The sequence below is a fragment of the Dorea sp. D27 genome (assembly GCF_001185345.1).
Taxonomy (GTDB): Bacteria; Bacillota; Clostridia; order Lachnospirales; family Lachnospiraceae; genus Extibacter.
In genome coordinates, this window is sequence record NZ_KQ236746.1 from 1 (window position 1) to 23,179 (window position 23,179).

Genomic DNA, 23,179 nt, shown 5'->3' on the forward strand with positions numbered 1-23,179 from the left:
TGCTGTTCTACCAAGAGCATGGCAGGGTAGCCAAGCCGGGACGGGATAAACGCTGAAGGCATCTAAGCGTGAAGCCCCCCTCGAGATGAGATATCCCTGCGCGAGCAGTAAGACCCCTTGAAGACGACGAGGTAGATAGGGCAGAGGTGGAAGTGCAGCAATGCATGGAGCTGACTGCTACTAATCGGTCGAGGGCATGACCAGAGATGGTGGATAGGTAATGGATGGATGATATTTCTTGTATGCGGTTTTGAAGGTACATGTACAGGACCTCTTGCATAGTATGGGTGCAAGGGGATATAATAATATAGGTGGTCCTCGATAGCTCAGCGGTAGAGCATTCGGCTGTTAACCGAAGGGTCGTTGGTTCAAACCCAACTCGGGGAGTTCAGGGAGCCCTGCAAACGTCATTGTTTGCAGGGCTTTTAATCATAAGGAGGACATATTTTATTGTAACAGTTACAACTATACCATATGATGAGAGTGGTAAACGAGAATTTAACGAGTAGTTCAACATATCGGAGATTATGTGAGAACAACAGGAGGAGAACAGAATATGTGTACAAGCATAGTTTCAAATGGTAATAAGACTATTGTAGGCTGGAATCTTGATATTTTGGACATGGAATACAAGGTTGTAGCTGAAAATGATAAAGTTTATATTGCAATAAATGATAAAAAAGAAGGATGGTTACCTCTATTTGGGGCGAATGCCAGGGGGGATTTCGTAGCTATGCCAACATGTTGGCCGTTCGATGAAAGAAGTAATCCTGCGAATGCAGATTGTAAAAATGTCATTATGCTGGATATTGATTTGCTTCTAAGTAAAAAAACATTAGGAGAAATTAAAGATATTGTTGAGTGTGAACCTGTCTATAGTGTTCCGGGTGTCACGTTCCAATCACAATTATCAGATAGGGCTGGAAACGTATTACAAATAGTTCCAGGACAGGGAATACGATATTTGCCAAAGCCGAAATACTCTGTCTTAACGAATTTCTCTCCGTTTAAAGGAAGCACCGAGCAACACCCTTGGATGGGATGGGACAGGTATAATAAGGCTGTGGAAATGCTTGAACATAATAATGAGGGGTTTGATGTTTCAGATTGTTTTGAAATACTAAAGCAGACTGCACAAACAATATGCCCCACTGTGGTATCAATGGTGTTTGATGTTGCAGATAACATGGTATACTGGTGCGAGAACAGGAATTGGGATAAAATACAGAAAAAGAAAATAAGTTAATTATTTAAAAGTAAAAAGTCAAATTCAATACTTTATGGAATAGCGGCTATAATTTTTATAATTTTAGGAATATCCCGCCATGAGGTGATTTGGTATATACTCGGATGTGCATGTGTCATCTTTAGTGGAACGAATGCTATTAAAAAGAATTGAATTGATCCGGACAACCATATTATCGAGGTCGCCGGGGAATGTAAAGGAGTAAATAATATGTCCGAAAGACCAGTTTTAGATAAAAATTTAGATAGTAATACATTTAGGAATTATTATTATTTAAAAGAAGAATTAGTAGACTTTTGCAGAGAAAATAACCTGCCTGCTTCTGGAGGGAAATTAGAAATAACAGACAGGATTGCTTATTTTCTTGATACAGGCAAAAAATTACCGGCTCCGATAGTCAGGAAACGGTTGGCGGCTGTATCTGATATTTGTGAGGATACAGAGATTGAAGCTGATTTTGTCTGCTCTGAACGGCATAGGGCATTTTTTAAGAAACATATCGGGAGCAGCTTTACTTTCCATGTGGCTTTTCAGAAATGGTTAAAAAGCAATGCGGGTAAGTCTTATAAAGAAGCAATTGCTGCCTATTATCAGATTCTTGAAGATAAGAAAAAAGGGAAAACTAAAATTGATAAACAATTTGAGTACAATACATATATCCGGGATTTCTTTGCCGATAATCAGGGGAAATCTTTGGAGGAAGCGATTAAGTGCTGGAAATACAAAAAGAAATTACAGGGACATAATCGTTATGAAAGGTCAGACCTCATAGCGCTAGAATGATACGTACCAGCGTCATTCTCCATGCTGAATCTCAGTGCTCAGAATATGTCATGGGAGTTCCTGGAACAGCAAACTATGTTTTCTGCCATAGGTCTGCACGGGGCGGGTGGCTTTTGAGCGTAATCTTATTGTTGACAGGTTGAACTGTATATGATAAAGTTACAGTATAAACTGTAACTAAAAAATATACATATAAAGCGGAGGTATGTCATGTCAGGTAATAATTATTATGATGCAGTTGTAATCGGCTTTGGTAAAGGAGGCAAGACGATTGCAAATGCTCTCGGAAATGCGGGAAAGAAAGTAGCGATGATTGAACAATCAGAAAAGATGTATGGAGGCACCTGTATCAATGTCGGATGTATTCCTACCAAATCGCTTGTCAACAGTGCAAGAGAAGCGTCAAGCGGATGTAAGGCGGGCAGGGAGGCGTACGCGGAGGCCGTAAGAAGAAAGAATGTGCTTGTCGAAAAGCTGAGGGGAAAGAACTACGATAAGTTGGAAAGCAGCCCCAACGTATCAGTTATCAATGGCAAAGCAAGGTTTCTATCTCCACATGAAGCAGAGATTGACAGTCCGGATGGAAAACAGATCATCTATGGAGAACAATTTTATATCAATACAGGTTCTTCACCGTTCATTCCTCCTATCAAAGGGATAAAGGCGAATCCTTACGTATATATCAGTGAGACATTGCTAGACTTAGAGGAACTGCCGGAACACCTGGTCATTATCGGCGGCGGATATATCGGTGTTGAGTTTGCATCGATTTATGCGGATTTTGGGGCCCAGGTATCCATCCTTCAGGACGGGGGCGTGTTTCTGCCAAGGGAAGACGAAGAGATTGCCGATAAAGTCCGGGCCAATCTGGAGCGGCGGGGTGTCCGGGTGCTTACAGAGGTACAGGTGGAGGAAGTGAGAGAGGCAGCGGGTCATGCGGAAGTCATCATCAGCACGAAGGATGGTTCGGATATGCTCGCTGCAGAGGCCGTGCTCGTTGCTACTGGGAGGAGGCCAAATACGCAGGAGCTGAATCTGGAGGCAGCCGGCGTTCGGACGAATGAGAGAGGCGGCATCATAACAGATGATACAAGGACGACAACCGCACCTCATATCTTTGCAATGGGCGACGTAGTGGGTGGATTGCAGTTTACGTATATCTCTCTGGACGATTATAGGATAGTACACTCTAAAGTATTAGGAGACGGAAGCTATACACTTGAAAAGAGGGGGGCGGTTCCGTACAGCGTGTTCTTGAACCCTCCGTTTTCCAGGGTTGGAATGAGTGAAGCAGAAGCGGAAAAAGCGGGCTTCAAAGTAAAGACAGCAAGACTAGAAGCCGCCGCAATACCAAAAGCCCAGGTAGTCAGGCAGCCCGATGGACTTCTGAAGGCAGTGGTGGATGCTGATACCGGCAGGATACTCGGGGCCCATCTCTTCTGCGAAGAATCCCATGAGCTGATTAATCTCGTAAAACTGGCAATGGATGCAGGGCTCCGCTATACGGCATTAAAGGATATGATATTTACACATCCGACGATGGGGGAAGCTCTGAACGACCTTTTTAACATATAGGCACATCTGACTTTGAAGGGAACAATCAGAATATAGCAATAGGCCTGCGAACCGGCTGACCGGTTCGCAGGCCTATTGCTATATTCATATATTATGCACGTACCTATATCGTGATATAATGATAAATAATAATCGGGAGGTGCTTAAAAAGTGAAGACTAGGAACCTAGATATTATGATTTATGGATACCTGCTGGCCCGTATCCACTATGGGGGTCTATCGGGAAGGAGAGCCGCTCCCTTCCGTCCAGAAGCTTGGCAAACTTTTTAACGTATCTGCGATGGCAGCGCGTGGAGCCTACAGGCTGCTTGAAAAGGATGGACGGATATTGAATGTAAGAGGGAGAAGAACGGTTGCGGGTAATCATAGTGCAGAACAAGAGAAGACCACTCTTGATGAATTCGTAGTGAGCGAGGAACTCATGCAGGACATCTTACGCAGCTTTGACCTGATCTTCCCGGAAGTCTTATTTTACGGGCTTAATGCCTGCAGCGAAAAGGAGATTCAAAAGCTCTATGGTATTTTGAACCGCCCTGCCCTCTCCTGGGACGAACCAACTATGGATTTTTTGGCCCATGTAATCAAAGGGCTGAAGAATCCTCTTTTAATTGATTTGTATTATGATGTGGCCTTAGTGACATATCCAGCCTTACTGACGCGTTTTGGGCGGCCAAAAGAAGGGTGGGAAGAGGTGTACAGGGAACTGTCGCCGCTGCTATATGAACTGCTGCGTGTCAGAGAAGAGGAGGAAGGAAAAACTTTATGGAGCCAGTTTGCCCGGCGATGTCCGGCTTATAATACTGAAAAGGGAGCGGTTTCAGAGGATACGTACGAATGGGGCAGGCGAAGGACCTGCCTTGTGGCAGCAGGTAAAATTCTATATAAGATTAACAGTGGCGAATATCCTGTTGATACATTTCTTCCTTCTGCCAGGGTACTGGCAGAGCAGACATCAACTCCCATCATTACCATGCGAAGGGCTATTGCGCTGCTGAATGACTTGGGAATGGCCGAGTCCGTGAACGGTAAAGGCACCAGGGTGATATCACCGGAGAAAGGGCGCAGGAGAGTGAAGTGGCGTTCACCTGCTGTCAATAAAAATGTCAGGCTGTATCTGTATTCAGTACACATATTGGCGATTACGTCCCAATCACTGGCGATTCGCGCATTTCCGTTTATGAACGTTGAGAAGAGGGAGAGAGTAAAAAACGATATCGAACTCCTGATGGAGAGGGAGGAACATGCAGGTACGATAAGTTATATCTGCATTAAGGCGTTGATGGATGAGATGGAGCTGCCTTCGTTGCGGGAGATATACAATAAGCTTCTGCAATATCTTATATTAGGCCAGCCTCTGTCCTGTCTGCAGCCATGTCTCAACCTGGACAGGCAGGCAAGAGAGCTGATGGCCGGACTGGCGGGCGGTGATGCCTTGATGTTTGGAGAGGCGCTGAAAATGTCCTTTTCCGTAATGTTCAGATCTTCCAAAGCGAAGGCAGCTTTTATGGGAATCGAGGGTCTTGAAGAGCTGACGCTGCCTTTTTAGTATAGGGTTAGAGGGATAACAGCTGCATATATTTACCAGAAACGGAGCATGCTATACGAGAGGTGAAAAATATGCAGAATAAATCCTACTGGAAAGAGACTATAGCGATTCCGGCACGCAATCCACTCGCCGGGGACATCAGTATAGATACCGTTATAATCGGAGGCGGTATGGCAGGGATACTGACCGCCTTTTTACTGCAGAAGAAGGGGCGGGAATGCATTGTGCTTGAGGCAGGACGCATCGGATGCGGGCAGACAGGATGCACGACTGCCAAAGTGACTTCACAGCACAACCTGATATACGCAGGGCTCATAAAGACGAAGGGTGAAGCGCTGGCAAGGCAGTACGCGCAGGCCAACCAGGCGGCAATAAGAGAGTATGAGTCCGTAATACGCCGGTTGAAGATAGAATGTGACTGGAGGGAATGCCCGGCATATCTGTATGCAGACAGGAAAAAGACAGAACTTCACAATGAATATATGGCGGCGCTGCGCCTTGGGATTCCTGCAAAATGGACGGAGGATACGGAGCTTCCATTCCGGATAGAAGGAGCCCTCCGCTTCGATTCACAGGGACAGTTCCACCCGATGAAGTTTTTAAAAGCTCTGTCTGAGGAAGTTACGGTATATGAGAATACGAAAGTGATAAAGGTGACAGATAACGGCGTGGAGACGGATAAGGGAAATGTCCAGGCGGCAAATATCGTATTCGCCTGCCACTATCCATTCGTAAATATACCGGGCTACTATTTTATGAGAATGCACCAGGAGAGAAGCTACGTACTGGCGGTGAAAGGGGCTCCCCCGCTAAAGGGGGTATATCTGGGAATTGATGAGGACAGCCTTTCCGTGCGTACAGCCGGAGATCTCCTCCTTATCGGAGGGGGAGCACACCGGACAGGGGATAATGAGTACGGCGGTCAGTACAAGAAGCTGGAGGGAGCAGCGGCCCGTTGGTGGCCGGACAGCAAAGAGGCGTTCCGGTGGTCGGCGCAGGACTGTATGACATTGGATGGAGTACCGTATATAGGACGGTTCAGCGCCAGGAAGCAGAACTGGTATGTGGCTACGGGATTCCAGAAATGGGGCATGACGTCTTCTATGGTATCTGCCATGATACTATCCGACCAGATATGCGGTGAGCACAATCCTTATGAGGAAGTCTTTTCTCCGCAGCGCCATATCGGGCGGAGCGCGGCGGGCAGCCTTATCAAAGAGAGCGGCCATACGGCAGCCACATTGACAAAGCCGTCCAAGCTTCCGGTTGAAAAAAAGGATAACGTAAGGACCACTCGCTGTTCCCATCTCGGATGCCATCTGTCATGGAACCCCGATGAAAAGACGTATGAGTGTCCTTGCCACGGCTCCCGGTTTGACTGTAAAGGAAGAGTGACGGACGGTCCGGCACAGAAGGATATAAGCGTGGGAGGTGAGAGCTGATGGATAAATTTCCTTATTTTGAAGGATGGTACCTGAAGCATCAGGCTGACGGTAAAATGATTGCTTTTATCCCCGCGGTACATGCCGGAATAACAGGAGAGTGGGAGGCTTCTGTACAGGTCATTACGGAGGAAGGTTCTTGGTGCATCTCCTACCCGGTATCTGAGTGCATGATTGATAAGAAGAATTTCAGAATCAAAATGGGGGAGAATATTTTCTCAAAAAGGGGCATCAGGATAAATATAAAGAGTAAGGAACTGTCAATTCACGGAACTATCAGCTACGGGCCGTTCACGAGACTGAAAAAAGATATCATGGGCCCGTTCCGGCTGCTCCCATTCCTGGAATGCAGCCATGGCATCGTGAGCATGAGACACCGGGCAGAAGGCTGTTTGACGGTAAACGGAAAAAAGTTAGAGATGAAAAACGGCCTGGGGTATATTGAGACTGACCGGGGGCATTCGTTTCCGAAAGAATACGTTTGGACACAGTGTCTGCTTACCGGGAAGCAGGAGGGCAGCATCATGCTCTCGGCCGCGGATGTGCCACTGTGGGGAAGAAGCTTTTTCGGCACGATAAGCGCGGCATATATCGGAGGACATATGTACCGCATGGCTACGTATCTCGGGGCCAGAATCATCCACTATAGCGAGAGCGAAGTGCACGTGAAGCAAGGTAAGATGCACCTTAAAGTTACAAAGCTCGGGGAGAGGTCCTTTGATCTGTATGCTCCTCAGAAAGGCAGTATGAGCAGGATAATACGGGAGAGTCCGTCATGCAGGGTACGGTATCAGATGTGGAATGGCGGGGAGCGCATATTGGATATTACAGATAACGGTGCATCTTTTGAATCTGTAACAGCACAGCGGACATAATTTGTGCCGCTGTGCTTTTCTTATTGTTAATTTTATGGCATAATAGAGGTGAATTATCTTTGATTATCAAGACATCAAAAAGGAAGATGGAGGAGAGGTTATGAAAAAGAAATTGAGAAACGTCTGGCTTCTGGGGCTCGTGCTGCTCGCTGCGGCACTGATGGCCGGAGGATGCGGCAAGAAGGCGACGCCGGAGAATCTGCTGACAGATATGGACAAGAACAGCAAGGAGATCAAATCAGTGTCCAGCAACATGAAGCTTGCCGCTGAGTTGGGAGATGATAATGAAACTCTGGCATTAAATCTGGATGCAGATATCACAGCTACGAAAAAGCCGATGGCAAGTCATATAAAAGGTAAGGTCGGTATCAAATTCGGCAGTACAGATTTTGGTACTGACATGGAAGTCTACCAGGTAAAAGAAAAAGATGAGATCATATCTTATACATATATTCAGGACCAATGGACAAAGCAGACTACAGATTCAGGAGAAAATGTTCTGGATGAAGGGATGTATGAGGGTTTCAAAAAGGCTTATAAATCGTTTGAGCTCAAGAAGGATTTAGTCAAAGTCAATGATAAAAAGTGCTATGAGCTCACAGGTAAGGTGGATGGTGGGCTTTTAAGCGGGATTATCGACCAGGATATGCTCGATTCTGTTACATCTGGAGTCGATTTGGATGCGGATGGAATGAAAGACGCCAAGATTCCTTGTATCATCGACATTTACGAGGACAGTATCCTGCCGGCCAGGATACATATAGATATGAAAGATGTCCTTGCCAAAATGATGGGGGATGAGTACGAAGGACTTGAAGTAGAGGAATACTATGCGGAACTTACCTATAACGAATATGACAAGGTAGATGAAATTAAAGTACCGAAAAAAGCAAAGGAGGCTGCGGCTGCCGGGAGCGGACTTGACGGGGATTCCGGTGACGATGGTTCCGGCAAGGCAAAGACGAAGCCGGCCAAACAGAGCAAAGAATTAGGAGATAAATGGGACAGCTATACCGTCCAGATAGGAGAGAAGGTCGTAACGCTTCCCTGCAGCATATCTGACCTTGAAGAGGCGGGGCTGGCGCTCGACACAGAGTACACCCCGGGAGATACGAGCGTGGAGGCGGACGGCTACGTGCTGGCGTATTTTGAAGACAAGAACGGGAATGAAATTATGGCAGACCTGATTAATACATCAGGTGAGCCGAAGAGTGCAGAGGGCTGCCTCGTAGGCGGCATATCTGTAGATGATTACGGGCTTGAAGAGGGAGGATTAAGCATCCTGTTTCCAGGAGGCATAACAGTCGGAACCGCTAAAGATGACGTGCTGGCGAAGTATGGGGAGACAGAGGACACATATGAAGGGGAGTCACTGCATATGTTTACATGGTCAGACGAAAGCAGCTATTTCAGCCAGTGTGAGATTGACATAGACCCGGAGACGAATAAAGTGTGCCAGATGTCTATGACAAAATATGAATAGGCAGAACAGTTCAAAGGCAGCCGGTACTGACTCCGGCTGCCTTTTGCCCGTAAGCCCTCCCTGTTATTACACATATCTTCCACTGGTAATCGTGCCGGAATATTGATAGACTTAATATCAGGAGCAGTGAACATGGATGGACGTGAGAGGTACATATGGAGCGTAACAGAATAGACGGTAACAGGCAGAAGGGCGGTAACATGAGGAAGATGACAGCCGGGTGCATATTCTTTGCATCGGGCCTTCTTCTGCTATATGCGGCGAAAAAGGTTACCGGCATGGCGGACTGGTACTCGGAGCATATCTACAGCAGGCTGGAAGGAATTATAGGGCGGATATCCGGGATGTTTCCTTTTTCACTTGCAGAGATTGGGCTGTATGTGCTGTCTTTATCACTGGCGGTGTGGACGGCACGCACTGTGCTTAAGATTTTCAGGAGGCAGGATGGCCGGACCGCAGCAGTAAACTTCCTGGCGGGGATTTTTCTGACGGCAGGCATGCTGTTTTTTATCTATGCATGGAACTGCGGAGTGAATTATGAACGCACTTCTTTTTCTGACAGTGCAAGACTGCAGACGAGAGAGTATACGGTGGATGAGCTGAAGGAAGTGTGCATCTGGCTTACGGACGAAGTCAACGCAGCGAGCGGTACCGTCAGGCGGAACGCCGATGGAGTCATGGTGCTTGACAAGAATGAGAAAGAAGGGGCGGTAGAGGCAATGGAAGCGCTGGGGGAGACATATCAGGAACTGTCGGGATACTATCCGGTTCCGAAAGGCCTTCTTAACTCGTGGATATTATCGGTACAGAACTTGACCGGCATCTATTCTCCATTTACAATAGAGGCAAATTATAACAGTGCGATGACAGATTATAATATACCGTTTACGGCATGCCACGAGCTTTCTCATCTGAAAGGATTCATGCAGGAGCAGGAGGCTAACTTTATTGCATGGCTCGCCTGTACCGACTCGGAAAGAAGAGATTTCCAATACAGCGGGAGGCTTATGGGGTGGATCTACTGCATGAATATACTGCATAAGGAAGATTATGAGGCCTATGAGGAAGTGCGCGCCAGACTGTCCGCCGATATCGAACCTGATCTGCAGGCGAATCATGACTTTTGGGAGAGGTACGACGGAAGGATTGCAGAGGTGGCTAACCAGGTAAACGATACATATCTGAAGGCGAACGGGCAGGAAGAAGGTGTAGAAAGCTACGACAAGATGGTAGATTTGATTGTTGCTTATTATTTTGCCCATACAGATTGAGGGCAGCCAGGGAGGTGAACAAGTATATGGACACAGGGTCAAGACTGACGGTCCGGGCATACCACGTAGACCATATCTCGTACGGCCAAGAGAACGAGGTCACGGTGGACGGGACGATGACAATACACAAGGAGACCGCACGGGAGCTGGGGGGGAAGGAGCCGCTGATCAGGGATATACAGATTCGCATTATACGGCCGGATGAGCACCGTCAGCACACGAACACGGTAATGGATGTTATTCCCCTGTCTACAAAAGTGTTCGGGAGAGTGGGGGAGGGCATCACACATACCCTCACCGGCGTATATGTTATCCTGACAGGGATAGATGAAAGCGGCAGGCAGGTGTGTAATTTTGGTGCAAGCGACGGAATTCTGGAGGACAAGATATCCTGGGGGCAGGCCGGGACGCCGCTTAAGAGCGACACTTTGATTTCCTTCGATGTGGTGCTTAAGGAGCATACGTGGGCAGACCGTTCCGGGCCGGAAGCCATTCACCGTGCCTGTGACAGATTCTGCCAGATATTCCGGGAACAGATGAAACGTTTTAGCGGATACAAATGTACCGAAAAGCATGTGTTCCAGGAGACTTATAAGCCAGGACGCAAGGATGTCGTAATCGTTAAGGAAGTGTCCGGGCAGGGAGCCGTGTACGACACGAGGATGTTTGGAGTGGAACCGGGCGGCTTTGAAGGCGGCCATTCGGTTATCGACATGGGCTGCATGCCGGTGATAGTCACTCCGAATGAATTCCGTGACGGTGTCATGCATGCCATGGACTGATGTCATGCAAGCAGGATAGAGGAGGCGTATTATGGGACTTGGAACAAGTATGAAGGAGACGACGCTGCACTATTACAGGGATCCTCTTGTAGAAACCTTGTCGGAAGATGAGGATGTGAACCTGAGGGGGATAGTGATCGTCGGTTCACCGGATAAGAATGAGGACAAATATTTATCGGCGGAGCGGGTGGGGGCATCCCTTGAGTGCATGCGTGTGGATGGAGCGGTGTTCTCCTGCAACGGGCTGGGCAATAACCATGTAGACTATGCACATTCTATGGAGGCGGCAGAGACGAGAGGCATTCCTGTCGTGGCGTTAAGCCTTTGCCCGGCGGCGGACTTTGTCGTCCAGAACAAATACATGGACGGTGTAATCTGCTATTATAAGGCTTTGAATGAAGGACGGCAGGCAGGGGATGAGACGACGGTACTGGCGCAGAATACAGTGACGGAGACGGACGCCAGGAAAGCGCTGGCAATGTTGAAGCTGAAAATGAGAAAAAAGGAAAAGGAAGGATAGGGCGGGACATGCCCTGTATGGGTGGCTATTATGAAGGATTCAAAGAAGCTGTCCTGCATCGACTGTGCGGTGACGAATTGTAATGATGGTGATAAGGGGTTCCCCTCTTTCTGCCTGACGACGCATATGGATGAGAAAGTGCTTGGGGAAGCTCTTGCCTGTTATGAGGTAGAAGATAACAAGAAAGCTATGGTTGCTGCAGCAGAAGTAGAATTTGAACATTACTGCCAATATACCAGGGTGGAAGAGATTATGGACTTTGCCCGCAAGATGGGAGCGCATAAGATAGGGATAGCTACGTGCGTAGGCCTGATCAGAGAGAGCAGGACGCTCGCTAAGATATTCCGGAAGCACGGATTTGAAGTCTATGGTGTAGGCTGTAAGGTCGGAACGGTGCCAAAGGTGGATGTGGGCATTCCGAAGAAATGTGAAGGAGTAGGCACGACGATGTGCAATCCGATACTGCAGGCAAAGCTGCTGAACGAAGAAAAGACGGATCTGAACGTTGTGGTAGGCCTCTGCGTCGGGCATGACAGCCTGTTTTATAAATATTCCGATGCACTTGTCACTACCGCCGTGACAAAGGACAGGGTGCTCGGACATAATCCGGCGGCGGCCCTGTACAATGCGGAGAGCTATTATAAAGGGAAATTCGGGCTGTAGATATATGAGCCGGAATGTATAACGGCAGACAGCCGGAGAAGAGACAGGACAAAGGCGCGGAAGCGCCGTCCATATCTTCCCGGCTGTCTTTTTGCCGAAATTCTCTTTAATCCAGTTTTAGTTTGGCCAGTGCATCGGCAAACGGATTATTGAGTGGTTCATTTTTCTTATTCTGTTCTTTCATATAGCGCTGGACGTCTTTTTTGGACACACCGGCACCTTCTCTTTCCCTTCGCTTTTTGAAGGCGGAGAGTTTTTCTTTATGGCCGCAGGAGCAGACGAAGGTTTCTTCTTCATTCCTTTTGATAAGCTCCATCTTTTTATGGCACACAGGGCAGCGGGCATTGCTCGTGCGTGCAAGCGTCTCGCGGTAACCACACTCCCTGTCCTGACATACGAGCAGCCGGGCGTTTTTGCCATTCACGGCAAGCATCCGTTTGCCACAGCGGGGACATTTTGTATTCGTCACATTCTCGTGACGGAAGGTACCGTCTCCGTGGCGGATTTCTTCGATGAGCCCCTTCGTATAATCTTGTATTTCCTGGATAAATTCGGTGTCTTTGTGGGCTCCCTTAGCGATGCCGGCCAGCTCCATCTCCCAATGCGCGGTGAGTTCCGGACTTTTCAAATCTGTGGGAACCAGCTCAAGCAGCTGTTTTCCCTTGGAGGTTATCAGTATCTCCTTGCCCTTCTTCTCTATATAAAAAGAATGGAATAGCTTTTCTATAATATCCGCGCGCGTGGCCACCGTGCCAAGGCCGCCCGTATCTCCGAGAGCCTTACGCGCTTTTGCATCCGCAGATTCCATGTATCTGGCCGGATTCTCCATGGCAGAGAGGAGAGAAGCTTCGGTAAAACGGGCCGGCGGCTTCGTCTTGCCTGTAGTGGTGCGGATGCCGGACACGGTGAGGGCCTGGCCCTCCGCAAGCTCCGGCAGGGCCTGGTCTGCTGGTTCGGTCTCGGAAGTGGTATTGCCGTCCTCTTCATCGACATCCCAACTGTCCTCATAGACGGCTTTCCACCCCACAGAGCGTACCACCTTACCCTTGGCGAGAAGTACCTGGCCGCCGGCAGCAGCTTTCATAGTCGTCTGCTCGTATTCAAAAGGCGGATAGAGCACGCTCAGGAAACGGCGCACGACGAGGTCGTATATTTTACGTTCTTCGTTGGACATATGGTCGAGCTGAACATATTCCTCTGTCGGGATGATTGCATGGTGGTCACTTATCTTCTTATCGTCCACAAAAGACTTGTTAACCTGCAGCGGCTTATTGATAAGACGCCCTGCGATGCTTTTATATGGCCCTACAGCACATGCCTTTAGCCGCTCTTTGATTGTCGGTACGATATCGGTGCCGATATAGCGCGAATCCGTCCTTGGATATGTGAGCACCTTATGGTTCTCATACAGGCGCTGCATGATGTTCAGCGTCTCTTTGGCGGAGTACCCAAAGCGCCTGTTGGCGTCCCTTTGGAGTTCAGTCAGATCATACAGTCCGGGAGATAGCGTTCTTTTAGCTGTATTTTTAATCTCTTCGACCTTCAAGGAGGCGTCTTTCAGCCCAGTAGAGATGTCCTTTATAAAACTTTCGTTAAAGCTGCGGCTGCTTCCGCTTTTTTTATCCTGCCAGGTCCATCTCACCCTGCCTGCCGTACATTCCAGCCCGTAGTAGTCCTTTGGCCGGAATTGCCGGATTTCCTCTTCCCGCTGTGCGATGATCGAGAGTGTCGGGGTCTGGACACGGCCACATGACAACTGTGCGTTATATTTACACGTCAGCGCCCTTGTGGCATTGATACCAACAAGCCAGTCTGCCTCCGCCCTGCTTTTTGCCGCAAGATAAAGCGGCGTATAGTTCCTGCCGTCCTTCAAGTCTGCAAATCCCTCACGGATAGCCTTGTCGGTGACAGAAGATATCCAGAGACGCCGTATCGGCTTATGGCAGCCGGCCTTGTCTAGAATCCACCGGGCAACAAGCTCGCCTTCCCGCCCTGCGTCGGTGGCAATGATGATATCCCCGACATCCTTGCGGAAGAGCTGTGTTTTGACCGATTGATACTGCCGGGACGTCTGCTTGATTACGACGAGCTCCCATTTCTCCGGAATCATAGGGAGGTCCGGCATGTTCCATTCTTTGTATTTCTTATCATAACCTTCCGGGTCAGCGAGGGTTACAAGATGTCCGAGTGCCCATGTTACGATATATTTATCCCCTTCGATAGCACCAGGTATCTGTTTCCTGCAATGGAGCACCCGGGCGATATCCCGAGCTACCGAAGGCTTTTCTGCTAAGACTAAGGATTTCATAAGCAGTCTCCTTTCCACATATCTCTTACCAACATAACGAATAGAAAGACGTTTGTCAACCGCGGCTATTTCGGATATATGGGATATTACAGGAGAAAAGAGCGGTTTTTGCAGAAAATGGTTGCAAAACCTGAAAATATGTGGTAACATAAGTCTCGGTCACGCTTGAGAAAAGCGTAGCATGGCCCCGTGGTCAAGCGGTTAAGACATCGCCCTTTCACGGCGGTAACACGGGTTCGATTCCCGTCGGGGTCACTCATACAGTCCGCTGGATTCCTTTTAGAGGAATTCAGCGTTTTTTTGTTAGAAAGGAAACAGATTTAGCTGTTCAGACGGTATGCTGGATGATAAAATAAAGTCAGATAGATGGACATATACAAAAGACTAAGACGTTGGGAAAGCGGGGTGGCATATGGTTCTGGACATCTTTATGAATCTGATGCTGAATATCGGTCTGTTAGCTTTGATTGCCCAGGGACTGACGAAATCCGACAGGATGAAGCGGATTTTTTTCCAGTACGCGGGAAAGTCCGGCAAATGGAAGGATAAGATATTGCTGTCGCTCCTGTTCGGCGGTATCAGCATACTTTCCACTTATACCGGAATCAGCGTGCAGGGGGCAATCGTAAATACACGGGTAATCGGGGTGATGGCCGGCGGAATCCTGGGCGGTCCGGTGGTCGGTATAGGAGCAGCTCTCATTGCGGGGGCCCACAGATATCTCTGTGACATCGGAGGGTTGACGGCCGCAGCCTGTGCGGTATCTACTATAGTAGAGGGACTTCTCGGAGCGGCTTTTTCCGGATATGTGAGGAAGCACAAATGGCGGCACGGGGATCTGTTCATTATTACAACGGCCGCTGAGATTCTGCAGATGGTCCTGATTCTTTTGATTGCCAGGCCATATGAATCTGCGTGGGCACTTGTGAAGGTGATAGGGCTGCCTATGATTATCTTCAATTCCTTTGGGCTGGTCATCTTCATCCACATCTTCAATTCTATCCTCATCCAGCAGGATAAGAAGTCTGCAGACAGCGTGCGCAAGGTGCTCGGCATTACAGACCAGTGTCTGCCTAACCTGAGAAAAGGCCTGTATAATATAGACAGTCTGAACAAGGCGGCGGAGGTAATCGTGAAATACACCGGTGAAGACGGGGTGATATTTACCGATTGGAATGATATCCTGAGTACCCATGCTCTTCACCCTGATTTGGATCTGGGGAAGCTTGATAAGGTTCCCCGTATTATCATGGAGGCGATGGAGAACGATAAGGTATGCCTGTCCGAGAATGCCGGGGATGATCTGGCAACGCAGGGTCTCCTGAAAAACCACACGATGCTGACAGCTCCGCTTAGAAGGGAGAAGGAAGTGATCGGGAGCTTTTCACTGCTCATACACAAGTATAAGATATCTGTGGATTCGGACCGGGATTTTGTGGCAGGACTTGCTAATGTCATATCGACCCAGCTCGAGCTGTCCGATCTGCAGAAACAGAAGGAGCTGCGCCAGAAGGCGGAGTTTGAGGCTCTGCAGTCTCAGATAAATCCACACTTTCTCTTTAATTCTCTCAGCACCATAACGGCGCTCTGCCGGGAACGCCCAGAGGATGCGCGGGAGCTGCTCGTTGTTCTGGGTGATTACTTCCGCAACACGCTGCAGACGAAGTCTTATATGATAGATATTCAGGAAGAGCTGAACCATGTGAGGGCATATCTGCGGCTTGAGAAGGCCCGTTTTGAAGAACGGCTTTCTGTTGAGATAGATGTACCGGAGGAACTTCATATGGAAGTGCCTCAGTTTATCCTCCAGCCGCTGGTGGAGAATGCCGTGAAGCATGGGGCGATGAAGAGGGAGAGAGGAAGTGTGCATATCAGCGTATCGCCTGTGGAGTGGGGAGTGCGGGTATCTGTCGAGGATAATGGAAGGGGCATGCCCGCTGATGTAATGGGTGCGCTCGCGGAAGACAAGATGCCGAGGGAGAAGGTCGGATTGGCCAATGTACATAAAAGGCTGAAAAGCATATACGGTGCCGCGGGAGGCCTGCACATACAAAGTTCCGCAGAAGGCACGGCAGTCAGTTTCCTTATACCGAAAGGAGGGAGACATTGATGAAAATAATGATAATTGAGGATGAGAGGCTCACAAGAGGCGAGCTCATATATCTGATTCGCCAGAGTCTTGAGAAAAGGGGGATGGACGCAGAGATTCTGGAGGCTGCAAGCGGTAAAGCGGCTGTTGAAGTTCTGGCGGAGGAAGAGCCGGATCTCATTTTCCTGGACATCCATCTTGGAGATATCGAGGGGACGGTGCTGGCATCCATGATACGAAGAAGCCATCCTGGCGCACAGATTGTGTTTGCCACTGCATATAACGATTATGCGGAGAAGGCATTCGATGTGGAGGCGCTCAACTACATATTGAAGCCATATGACAAGATGAGGGTGGACCAGACGATGGAGCGTTTCTTTGCGCTGGATGATAAGGCCGGAGTGCAGGGACAGAGGCTTTCGAGAATTTCTATTCCTACGGAGAAGAAGCTCGTGGTCGTAAACGTGGAGGACATCGTATATCTGGAGACCGTAAAGAGAAAGTGCATCATCCATACGACGAGCGGGGAGATTGCCAGTACAGGCACGATCAGCGCGTATGAGGAACGGCTGAAAGGTTCAGGGTTTTTCCGTATCCAGAAGAGCTATTTGATCAATCTGAAATACGTGGTGGAAGTCTATCCATGGATCAATAACTGCAGCTGTGTGAAGCTTCTGGGCTATGAAAAGGAAGTGCTGACTGTGAGCCGGGGCCTGCTGAAGCAGCTCAAGGAACTGCTCGATGCGTAGACACCGGCAGAGCCACCGTTATCATGCACATGAAAAACAACATTTTAAACAGATATATATACATGATAGACAAAAAAGCACCTATCCTGAATCTGGATATGCTAGAATCCTTACAAACAAGAGAGGGACTCAAAACAGAGGAAGGAGAGGTGTTTTTATGATTACTTTTTTAGTATGCCTGGTAATACTTGTGGGCGGATACTTGATTTATGGAAAGTTTGTAGAGCGGACGTTCAAACCGGATAGCAGGCCCACCCCTGCAACGACGATGGCAGACGGGTCGGACTATGTAAAGATGCATCCGGCCAAAATCTTTTTAATCCAGCTTCTCAATATCGCAGGGCTTGGCCCTATCTTCGGCGCGATACTAGGGGCCTACTGGGGGCCGGTCGTGTTCCTGTGGATAACGTTTGGTACTATCTTTGCAGGAGCGGTTCATGACTACCTGTCGGGAATGATATCGATTCGGCACAAAGGCAGCAGCATTTCCGAGATTGTCGGTCTGTACCTTGGACCGGTCATGAAGAACATTATGCGGGTGTTTTCTGTGGTTCTGCTCGTCCTGGTCGGTGTCGTATTTGCGACAGGGCCTGCGAACCTTCTCGCGATGCTGACGCCAAATACACTGAACGCGGCATTCTGGCTCACGGTCATAATCGGGTATTATTTTCTCGCAACCCTTGTTCCAATTGATAAGATTATCGGCAAGGTATATCCGATTTTCGGTATCTGTCTTGTAATCATGTGCATAGGCGTGGCGGGCGGAATCATCGCAAAAGGTTATCACATACCGGAACTTACGCTGAGCAACCTGCATCCGGACGGACAGAGCATCTGGCCTTTCATGTTCATAACAGTGGCATGTGGAGCGATTTCCGGATTCCATGCGACACAGTCTCCGCTGATGGCAAGATGTATGGAAAAAGAGACGGACGGCAGGAAGATCTTCTATGGCGCGATGGTGGCAGAAGGTGTCATCGCTCTTGTATGGGCGGCGGCCGGAGTTGCTTTCTATGAGACTACAGGCGGACTTCAGGAAGCGGTCGTACGTCTGGGCGGCCAGGGAGGCGTCGTGTATGAAATCTGCAATACGCTGCTTGGACCGGTGGGAGCCGTAATTGCGATGGTTGGCGTCATTGCCTGTCCGATATCTTCTGGGGATACTGCATTCAGAAGCGCCAGGCTTACGATAGCAGACTGGTTCAAGATTGGACAGAAGCCTATTAAGAAGAGAGTAGCACTTACAGTACCTCTCCTGGCAGTAGGCGCACTGCTGACACAGGTGGATGTCACAATCGTATGGAGATATTTTTCCTGGAGTAACCAGACACTGGCGATGATAGCGCTCTGGGCGGCAGGGACGTATCTGGTGAAGAATAAGATTGCCCCATGGATAGCTGTGGTTCCGGCGACGTTCATGTCGGCAGTCAGCCTTACATACATCCTGATGGCGCCGGAAGGCTTTAAGCTCAGCGCGTCGATTGCCTACCCCGCGGGAATTATATTTGCATTCGGGTGCCTTGTAGCGTTCCTGCTATTGATTTATAAAAAGACGGAAAGAGCAGATGATAAAGAATTTGCTGCAGAATAATAATAGTCCCTCCGAGATTCCCCGCCAGGACAAAATATTCTGGCGGGGAATCTTGGCTTTATTCATAAATATTCTTATTGACGAAACGGCAAAGCTTTGATATAATAACATCTGGTCACTTCCAAAAGGTACGATGTGGCCACGACAATATATGGCGCCATAGCCAAGCGGTAAGGCAAAGGTCTGCAACACCTCTATCACCAGTTCGATTCTGGTTGGCGCCTTCTGAAAAGCCCGGTAATTCATATTTCCGAGGCTTTTTTGTTTTATTAAAAATAAGAACGGCTGACGACAAAAAAGGGAATACTGAAAATATGCCTATCGGGCAAGAGGATAAGATGGTCAATGGAGAGGAGAAAGATATGACAACAAAACAGGAAAGTAGAAAAGCAAGTGAAAAAGATCTGCATACCATTTATCTGGCGGGCGGATGCTTTTGGGGAATGGAAGCCTATGTAAAGAGGCTTCCCGGCGTAAGCAGCACCGATGTGGGATATGCCAACGGGAACACGGAAAATCCGACTTACGAGGAAGTTTGTCATAACAATACCGGTCATGCCGAGACAGTAAAGGTGGTCTATGATACTTCCCGCATCTCAACCGATATGCTGCTGGATGGTTTTTTTAAAGTGGTAGATCCCATAAGCGTAAACCGGCAGGGGAATGACCGGGGGAGCCAGTACCGTTCCGGCATCTATTATGTGGATGAAGCTGACAAGACAGTAGCGGAGGCCGCTGTAACCAGGCTGCAGAGAAAATATAAAGCGTCGATTGCCACGGAGGTTCTCCCGCTGGACAACTTTTATATGGCTGAAAAGTATCATCAGGACTACTTAGATAAGAATCCAAATGGCTACTGCCATATTAATCTAAGCGATGCCGACGAATTTGCCAAGGAGAGCGGACTTGGTTCCGATGATGTGGCGGCTCTCATTAAGACGGAAGATTATCCGGCTCCCAGCGATACGGTACTTAAAGAAATTCTAACCGATATCCAGTACAGGGTGACACAGAAGGGCGATACGGAACATCCTTATACCAACGAGTATGCCGATAATTTTGAAAAAGGGCTTTATGTTGACATAGTGACCGGTGAGCCGCTTTTCAGTTCTGCTGATAAATTTGAATCTGGTTGTGGATGGCCAAGCTTTTCCAAGCCAGTTGCAGCGGAAGTAGTGAAAGAGAATCCGGACAGCAGTTTCAACATGTCACGTACCGAAGTACGCAGCCGTGCAGGTGACAGTCATTTGGGCCATGTTTTTAATGACGGGCCGAAAGAATCAGGCGGGCTCCGCTACTGTATCAACAGTGCATCCGTCCGTTTCATACCATACGACAGATTAGAGGCTGAGGGGTATGGATTTTTAAAATCAATCTTCAACTAACAAAGACCTGATAGAGTTTGGACGATTCCACAAATCAAATAGATATGGACTATGCGGAAAAAGCCATTATATCTCGATACCCATTATTACGGTGGAATCAAGAAATAAAACAGACAATTGAATTATTGTGGTAAACGAGGCAAGGCGTACGTTCCCGGTCATGGGTGTCGTACGCCTTTATTTGATTTCCCGCTTGCGGTTGTTCGTACTGGAATTTTTAAGCGCATCGGTCTCCGGTGAAGACCTTCTTACCGGTGTCCGGGTATTGTCTCTGATCTGCATAAAAAGGTTGCAAAATGCGAGATGCTGCGGCATAAGCAGGCGGCGCAGAAGATATTAGAATTCTTAAATGACGTTGACAATATATGGAAAGAGGAATATACTGATAATAGTAACAATTATTAATATTGAACCGAAAAGGAGTACTATTATGGAGGAAAGGAAAAAATTGACGAATGAAGCAGGAGCACCGGTCGCAGAGAATGAACATTCGCTGACATCTGGGGCGCGGGGGCCGGTGGCGCTGCAGGACGTCTGGCTGCTGGAGAAGCTGGCACATTTTGACAGGGAAGTCATACCGGAACGCCGGATGCATGCCAAAGGGTGGGGAGCTTATGGAAAGCTGACTGTCACGCACGACATCTCCCGGTGGACGAAAGCAAAAGTATTGCAGCCAGGTGTAACGACAGAACTTTTTATTCGGTTTTCTACAGTGGCGGGCGAACGGGGAGCCGCAGATGCAGAACGTGATATTCGGGGAGTTGCGGTGAAATTCTATACCGAGGAGGGCAACTGGGATCTGGTTGGTAACAACACGCCCACCTTTTTCCTCAGGGATGTACATAACTTCCCGGATTTGAACCGCGCCGTTAAGAGGGATCCAAGAACTGGTATGCGATCGGCACAAAATAACTGGGACTTCTGGACATTGCTGCCAGAGACGTTCCATCAGACGACAATCGTCATGTCGGACAGGGGCATACCTGCTACATTCCGGCATATGCATTTCTTTGGAGAACATACCTTTTCATTCTACAATGAAAAGAACGAGCGGGTGTGGTGCAAATTCCACTTCAAAACCGAGCAGGGCATTAAGAACCTGACAGACGAGGAAGCAGAAAAGATAGTGGCTAAGGACCGAGAGAGCCATGGACGGGACTTATTTGAAGCGATTGAGAAGGGCGACTATCCGCGCTGGACCATGTATGTTCAGATTATGACGGAAGAGCAGGCAAAGACCCACTACGAAAATCCTTTTGACATTACGAAGATATGGAGGCATTCGGAATACCCGCTGCATGAAGTAGGGGTGCTGGAACTTAACCGCAACCCGGAAAACTATTTTGCAGAGGTTGAACAGGCCGCATTTACTCCGGCCCATGTGGTGCCGGGCATCGGGTTTTCACCGGACAAGTTCCTTCAGGGGCGCCTGTTTGTCTATGGAGACGCCCAGCGCTACCGCCTTGGTGTGAACTATAATCAGATACCGGTCAATAAGGCAAAGTGTGAAGTGCATGATTACCACCGGGATGGATTCATGAGAACAGACGGCAACTACGGAGGAGCGCCGGCTTACAGCCCAAACAGCCAGGGCGAATGGGCGGCACAGCCTGACGTGATGGAACCGCCGCTGGACCTTGCCGGGGCACTCTACGCGTATGACCCTCAGGACGACCCGACGGATAACTGCTTCAGGGCCGGCGGTGATTTGTGGCGGGTGATGACAGAAGATAAGCGGGCGCTGCTCATTGAGAATACGGCACGTAATATAGAACCGGTAAGCGATAATATCAAATACCGTCATGCGGTCCACTGCTATTGGGCGGATGAAGCGTATGGCCGCAGAATAACAGAAGCCATGGGGCTGGATATGGCGAAGGTAGAAGAATTGTCCAAAGGAGACCATAAAGCTTTGGTGAAGGCGACAGTGCCGGCATAACTTATACAATGTTTGGATGTAGTATTGTTGCATAATATGCAAAAAAATGGTAGACTTATTATGAAAAATATACAAAAAAGACTTTACAGAAAGGTTTACCACTAATATGACACAGCCAGAAGAAAGCCAGCACAAAGTCTCTAATACGAAAAGTGTCAGCAAGACACTTGCCATACTTTCCACATTTGATGAAACTGCACCCATGCAGCGGACATCTGATATAGCGATGAAGCTGGACATGAATATCAGTACGGTGTCCAGGCATCTTAACACAATGCTCGACTGGGGATTTTTAGAACGGGACGACTCTACGGGCTTCTACTATCCGGGGCTTGAAATCGTCGCGCTTGCGGGCGCGGCCTTACAGAATAACGACGTGTTCCGCCATGCCTTTCCGGAACTGCAGAGACTCTCGTATAAATACGATGTACACGGTCATATGGGGATTCCACGTAAGACGGATGTTGCCCATCTGATCAGCAGCTCTTCTGAGAGGACGATGGAGCTTTTTATACCGATGGGGCATCGCCAGCCTATGTATTGCTCGGCCATGGGCCGTGCTCTGCTGGCTTATATGGCTCCGGCCAGGGCAGAAGATATATTGAAGAACAGTAATCTGCAGAAGCGGACTCCGGATACATTAACAGACCGTTGGGAAATCAGGCAAGAATTAATCCGCACGAAGCAGAGAGGATACTGCCTCCTTCTGAATGAGCTCACGGAAGGCAAAGGCTCCATAGCCGCACCGGTATTTGACCGGCATCGTAATGTGATAGCCGCCATCAGCGTATCGGCCGGCGTCCACAGCATCAGCCAGCCGCAGCGGGAGCGGGAACTTGCGAAAGCGGTGATGCACGTTGCAAGCAAGATATCAGGGAAACTGGGGTATTATCCCAGATAGCCTGTGGCAAAAACAGAAAACAAGAGGCCGC

General features: G+C 48.6%; 18 protein-coding genes, 3 tRNA genes and 1 rRNA gene. 21 read left to right on the forward strand and 1 reads right to left on the reverse strand.

The window, feature by feature from the left end:
* From HMPREF0980_RS13775 to HMPREF0980_RS13835, 13 genes are all read left to right on the forward strand, one after another.
* Positions 1-204, forward strand: a 23S ribosomal RNA gene (locus tag HMPREF0980_RS13775); the annotation flags it as partial.
* A gap of 111 nt (positions 205-315) precedes the next feature.
* Positions 316-387: transfer RNA gene (locus HMPREF0980_RS13780), tRNA-Asn, on the forward strand.
* A 169-nt stretch (positions 388-556) separates the two neighbouring features.
* A complete protein-coding gene (locus HMPREF0980_RS13785; RefSeq protein ID WP_049729691.1) occupies positions 557-1,246 on the forward strand; it encodes a hypothetical protein in 690 nt (229 codons plus the stop codon).
* Between the two features lie 210 nt (positions 1,247-1,456).
* The gene (locus HMPREF0980_RS13790; protein ID WP_049729692.1) at positions 1,457-2,029 is read left to right on the forward strand and encodes a DUF6434 domain-containing protein; all 573 of its coding nucleotides are present in this window, start codon (positions 1,457-1,459) and stop codon (positions 2,027-2,029) included.
* Between the two features lie 210 nt (positions 2,030-2,239).
* A complete protein-coding gene (locus tag HMPREF0980_RS13795; RefSeq protein WP_049729693.1) occupies positions 2,240-3,604 on the forward strand; it encodes an FAD-dependent oxidoreductase in 1,365 nt (454 codons plus the stop codon).
* Positions 3,605-3,785: 181 nt separating this feature from the next.
* Complete coding sequence (locus HMPREF0980_RS13800; protein WP_049729694.1) at positions 3,786-5,150, forward strand: GntR family transcriptional regulator; 1,365 nt, start codon at positions 3,786-3,788, stop codon at positions 5,148-5,150.
* Between the two features lie 71 nt (positions 5,151-5,221).
* Positions 5,222-6,592 carry an FAD-dependent oxidoreductase gene (locus HMPREF0980_RS13805; protein WP_049729695.1) on the forward strand — a complete coding sequence of 457 codons (1,371 nt, stop codon included), beginning with the start codon at positions 5,222-5,224 and terminating at the stop codon, positions 6,590-6,592.
* Positions 6,592-7,467, forward strand: coding sequence for a tocopherol cyclase family protein (locus tag HMPREF0980_RS13810; protein WP_049729696.1), 876 nt, complete (start codon positions 6,592-6,594; stop codon positions 7,465-7,467). Before HMPREF0980_RS13805 ends, HMPREF0980_RS13810 begins: the two co-directional genes overlap by 1 nt.
* A gap of 100 nt (positions 7,468-7,567) precedes the next feature.
* Positions 7,568-8,950 (forward strand): DUF6612 family protein, encoded by a 1,383-nt coding sequence (locus HMPREF0980_RS13815; protein ID WP_049729697.1) that lies wholly within the window; start codon positions 7,568-7,570, stop codon positions 8,948-8,950.
* Between the two features lie 155 nt (positions 8,951-9,105).
* Entirely contained in the window at positions 9,106-10,221 is a 1,116-nt protein-coding gene (locus HMPREF0980_RS13820; RefSeq protein ID WP_049729698.1) for a DUF3810 domain-containing protein, read from the forward strand.
* A 26-nt stretch (positions 10,222-10,247) separates the two neighbouring features.
* The gene (gene prdD, locus HMPREF0980_RS19610) at positions 10,248-11,003 is read left to right on the forward strand and encodes a proline reductase cluster protein PrdD (protein ID WP_049729699.1); all 756 of its coding nucleotides are present in this window, start codon (positions 10,248-10,250) and stop codon (positions 11,001-11,003) included.
* A 31-nt stretch (positions 11,004-11,034) separates the two neighbouring features.
* Positions 11,035-11,523, forward strand: a complete 489-nt coding sequence (locus HMPREF0980_RS19615) for a glycine/sarcosine/betaine reductase component B subunit (RefSeq protein WP_049729700.1) — start codon at positions 11,035-11,037, stop codon at positions 11,521-11,523.
* 30 nt (positions 11,524-11,553) lie between these two features.
* Positions 11,554-12,186: a DUF1847 domain-containing protein gene (locus HMPREF0980_RS13835; protein ID WP_049729701.1), complete on the forward strand. Its 633-nt coding sequence runs from the start codon at positions 11,554-11,556 to the stop codon at positions 12,184-12,186.
* Positions 12,187-12,292: 106 nt separating this feature from the next.
* Here the strand turns inward: HMPREF0980_RS13835 and HMPREF0980_RS13840 are convergent, their stop codons facing one another.
* Positions 12,293-14,494 (reverse strand): DNA topoisomerase III, encoded by a 2,202-nt coding sequence (locus tag HMPREF0980_RS13840; RefSeq protein ID WP_049729702.1) that lies wholly within the window; start codon positions 14,492-14,494, stop codon positions 12,293-12,295.
* A gap of 183 nt (positions 14,495-14,677) precedes the next feature.
* Between HMPREF0980_RS13840 and HMPREF0980_RS13845 the strand changes: the two genes are divergently transcribed.
* The 8 genes from HMPREF0980_RS13845 to HMPREF0980_RS13880 all read left to right on the forward strand — a co-directional run bounded on the left by HMPREF0980_RS13845 (position 14,678) and on the right by HMPREF0980_RS13880 (position 23,148).
* Positions 14,678-14,749, forward strand: a tRNA-Glu gene (locus HMPREF0980_RS13845).
* A 157-nt stretch (positions 14,750-14,906) separates the two neighbouring features.
* On the forward strand, positions 14,907-16,604 hold the full coding sequence (locus HMPREF0980_RS13850; RefSeq protein ID WP_049729703.1) for a LytS/YhcK type 5TM receptor domain-containing protein: 1,698 nt from the start codon (positions 14,907-14,909) through the stop codon (positions 16,602-16,604).
* Entirely contained in the window at positions 16,604-17,332 is a 729-nt protein-coding gene (locus HMPREF0980_RS13855; protein WP_049729704.1) for a LytR/AlgR family response regulator transcription factor, read from the forward strand. The genes HMPREF0980_RS13850 and HMPREF0980_RS13855 overlap by 1 nt, the downstream gene beginning before the upstream one ends.
* Before the next feature lie 157 nt (positions 17,333-17,489).
* A complete protein-coding gene (locus tag HMPREF0980_RS13860; RefSeq protein ID WP_049729705.1) occupies positions 17,490-18,923 on the forward strand; it encodes a carbon starvation CstA family protein in 1,434 nt (477 codons plus the stop codon).
* Between the two features lie 153 nt (positions 18,924-19,076).
* Positions 19,077-19,147: transfer RNA gene (locus HMPREF0980_RS13865), tRNA-Cys, on the forward strand.
* Positions 19,148-19,285: 138 nt separating this feature from the next.
* Positions 19,286-20,308 carry a peptide-methionine (S)-S-oxide reductase MsrA gene (gene msrA, locus HMPREF0980_RS13870; RefSeq protein ID WP_049730025.1) on the forward strand — a complete coding sequence of 341 codons (1,023 nt, stop codon included), beginning with the start codon at positions 19,286-19,288 and terminating at the stop codon, positions 20,306-20,308.
* 430 nt (positions 20,309-20,738) lie between these two features.
* Entirely contained in the window at positions 20,739-22,247 is a 1,509-nt protein-coding gene (locus HMPREF0980_RS13875; protein WP_049729706.1) for a catalase, read from the forward strand.
* A gap of 106 nt (positions 22,248-22,353) precedes the next feature.
* The gene (locus HMPREF0980_RS13880) at positions 22,354-23,148 is read left to right on the forward strand and encodes an IclR family transcriptional regulator (protein WP_049729707.1); all 795 of its coding nucleotides are present in this window, start codon (positions 22,354-22,356) and stop codon (positions 23,146-23,148) included.
* Positions 23,149-23,179: the final 31 nt, after the last annotated feature.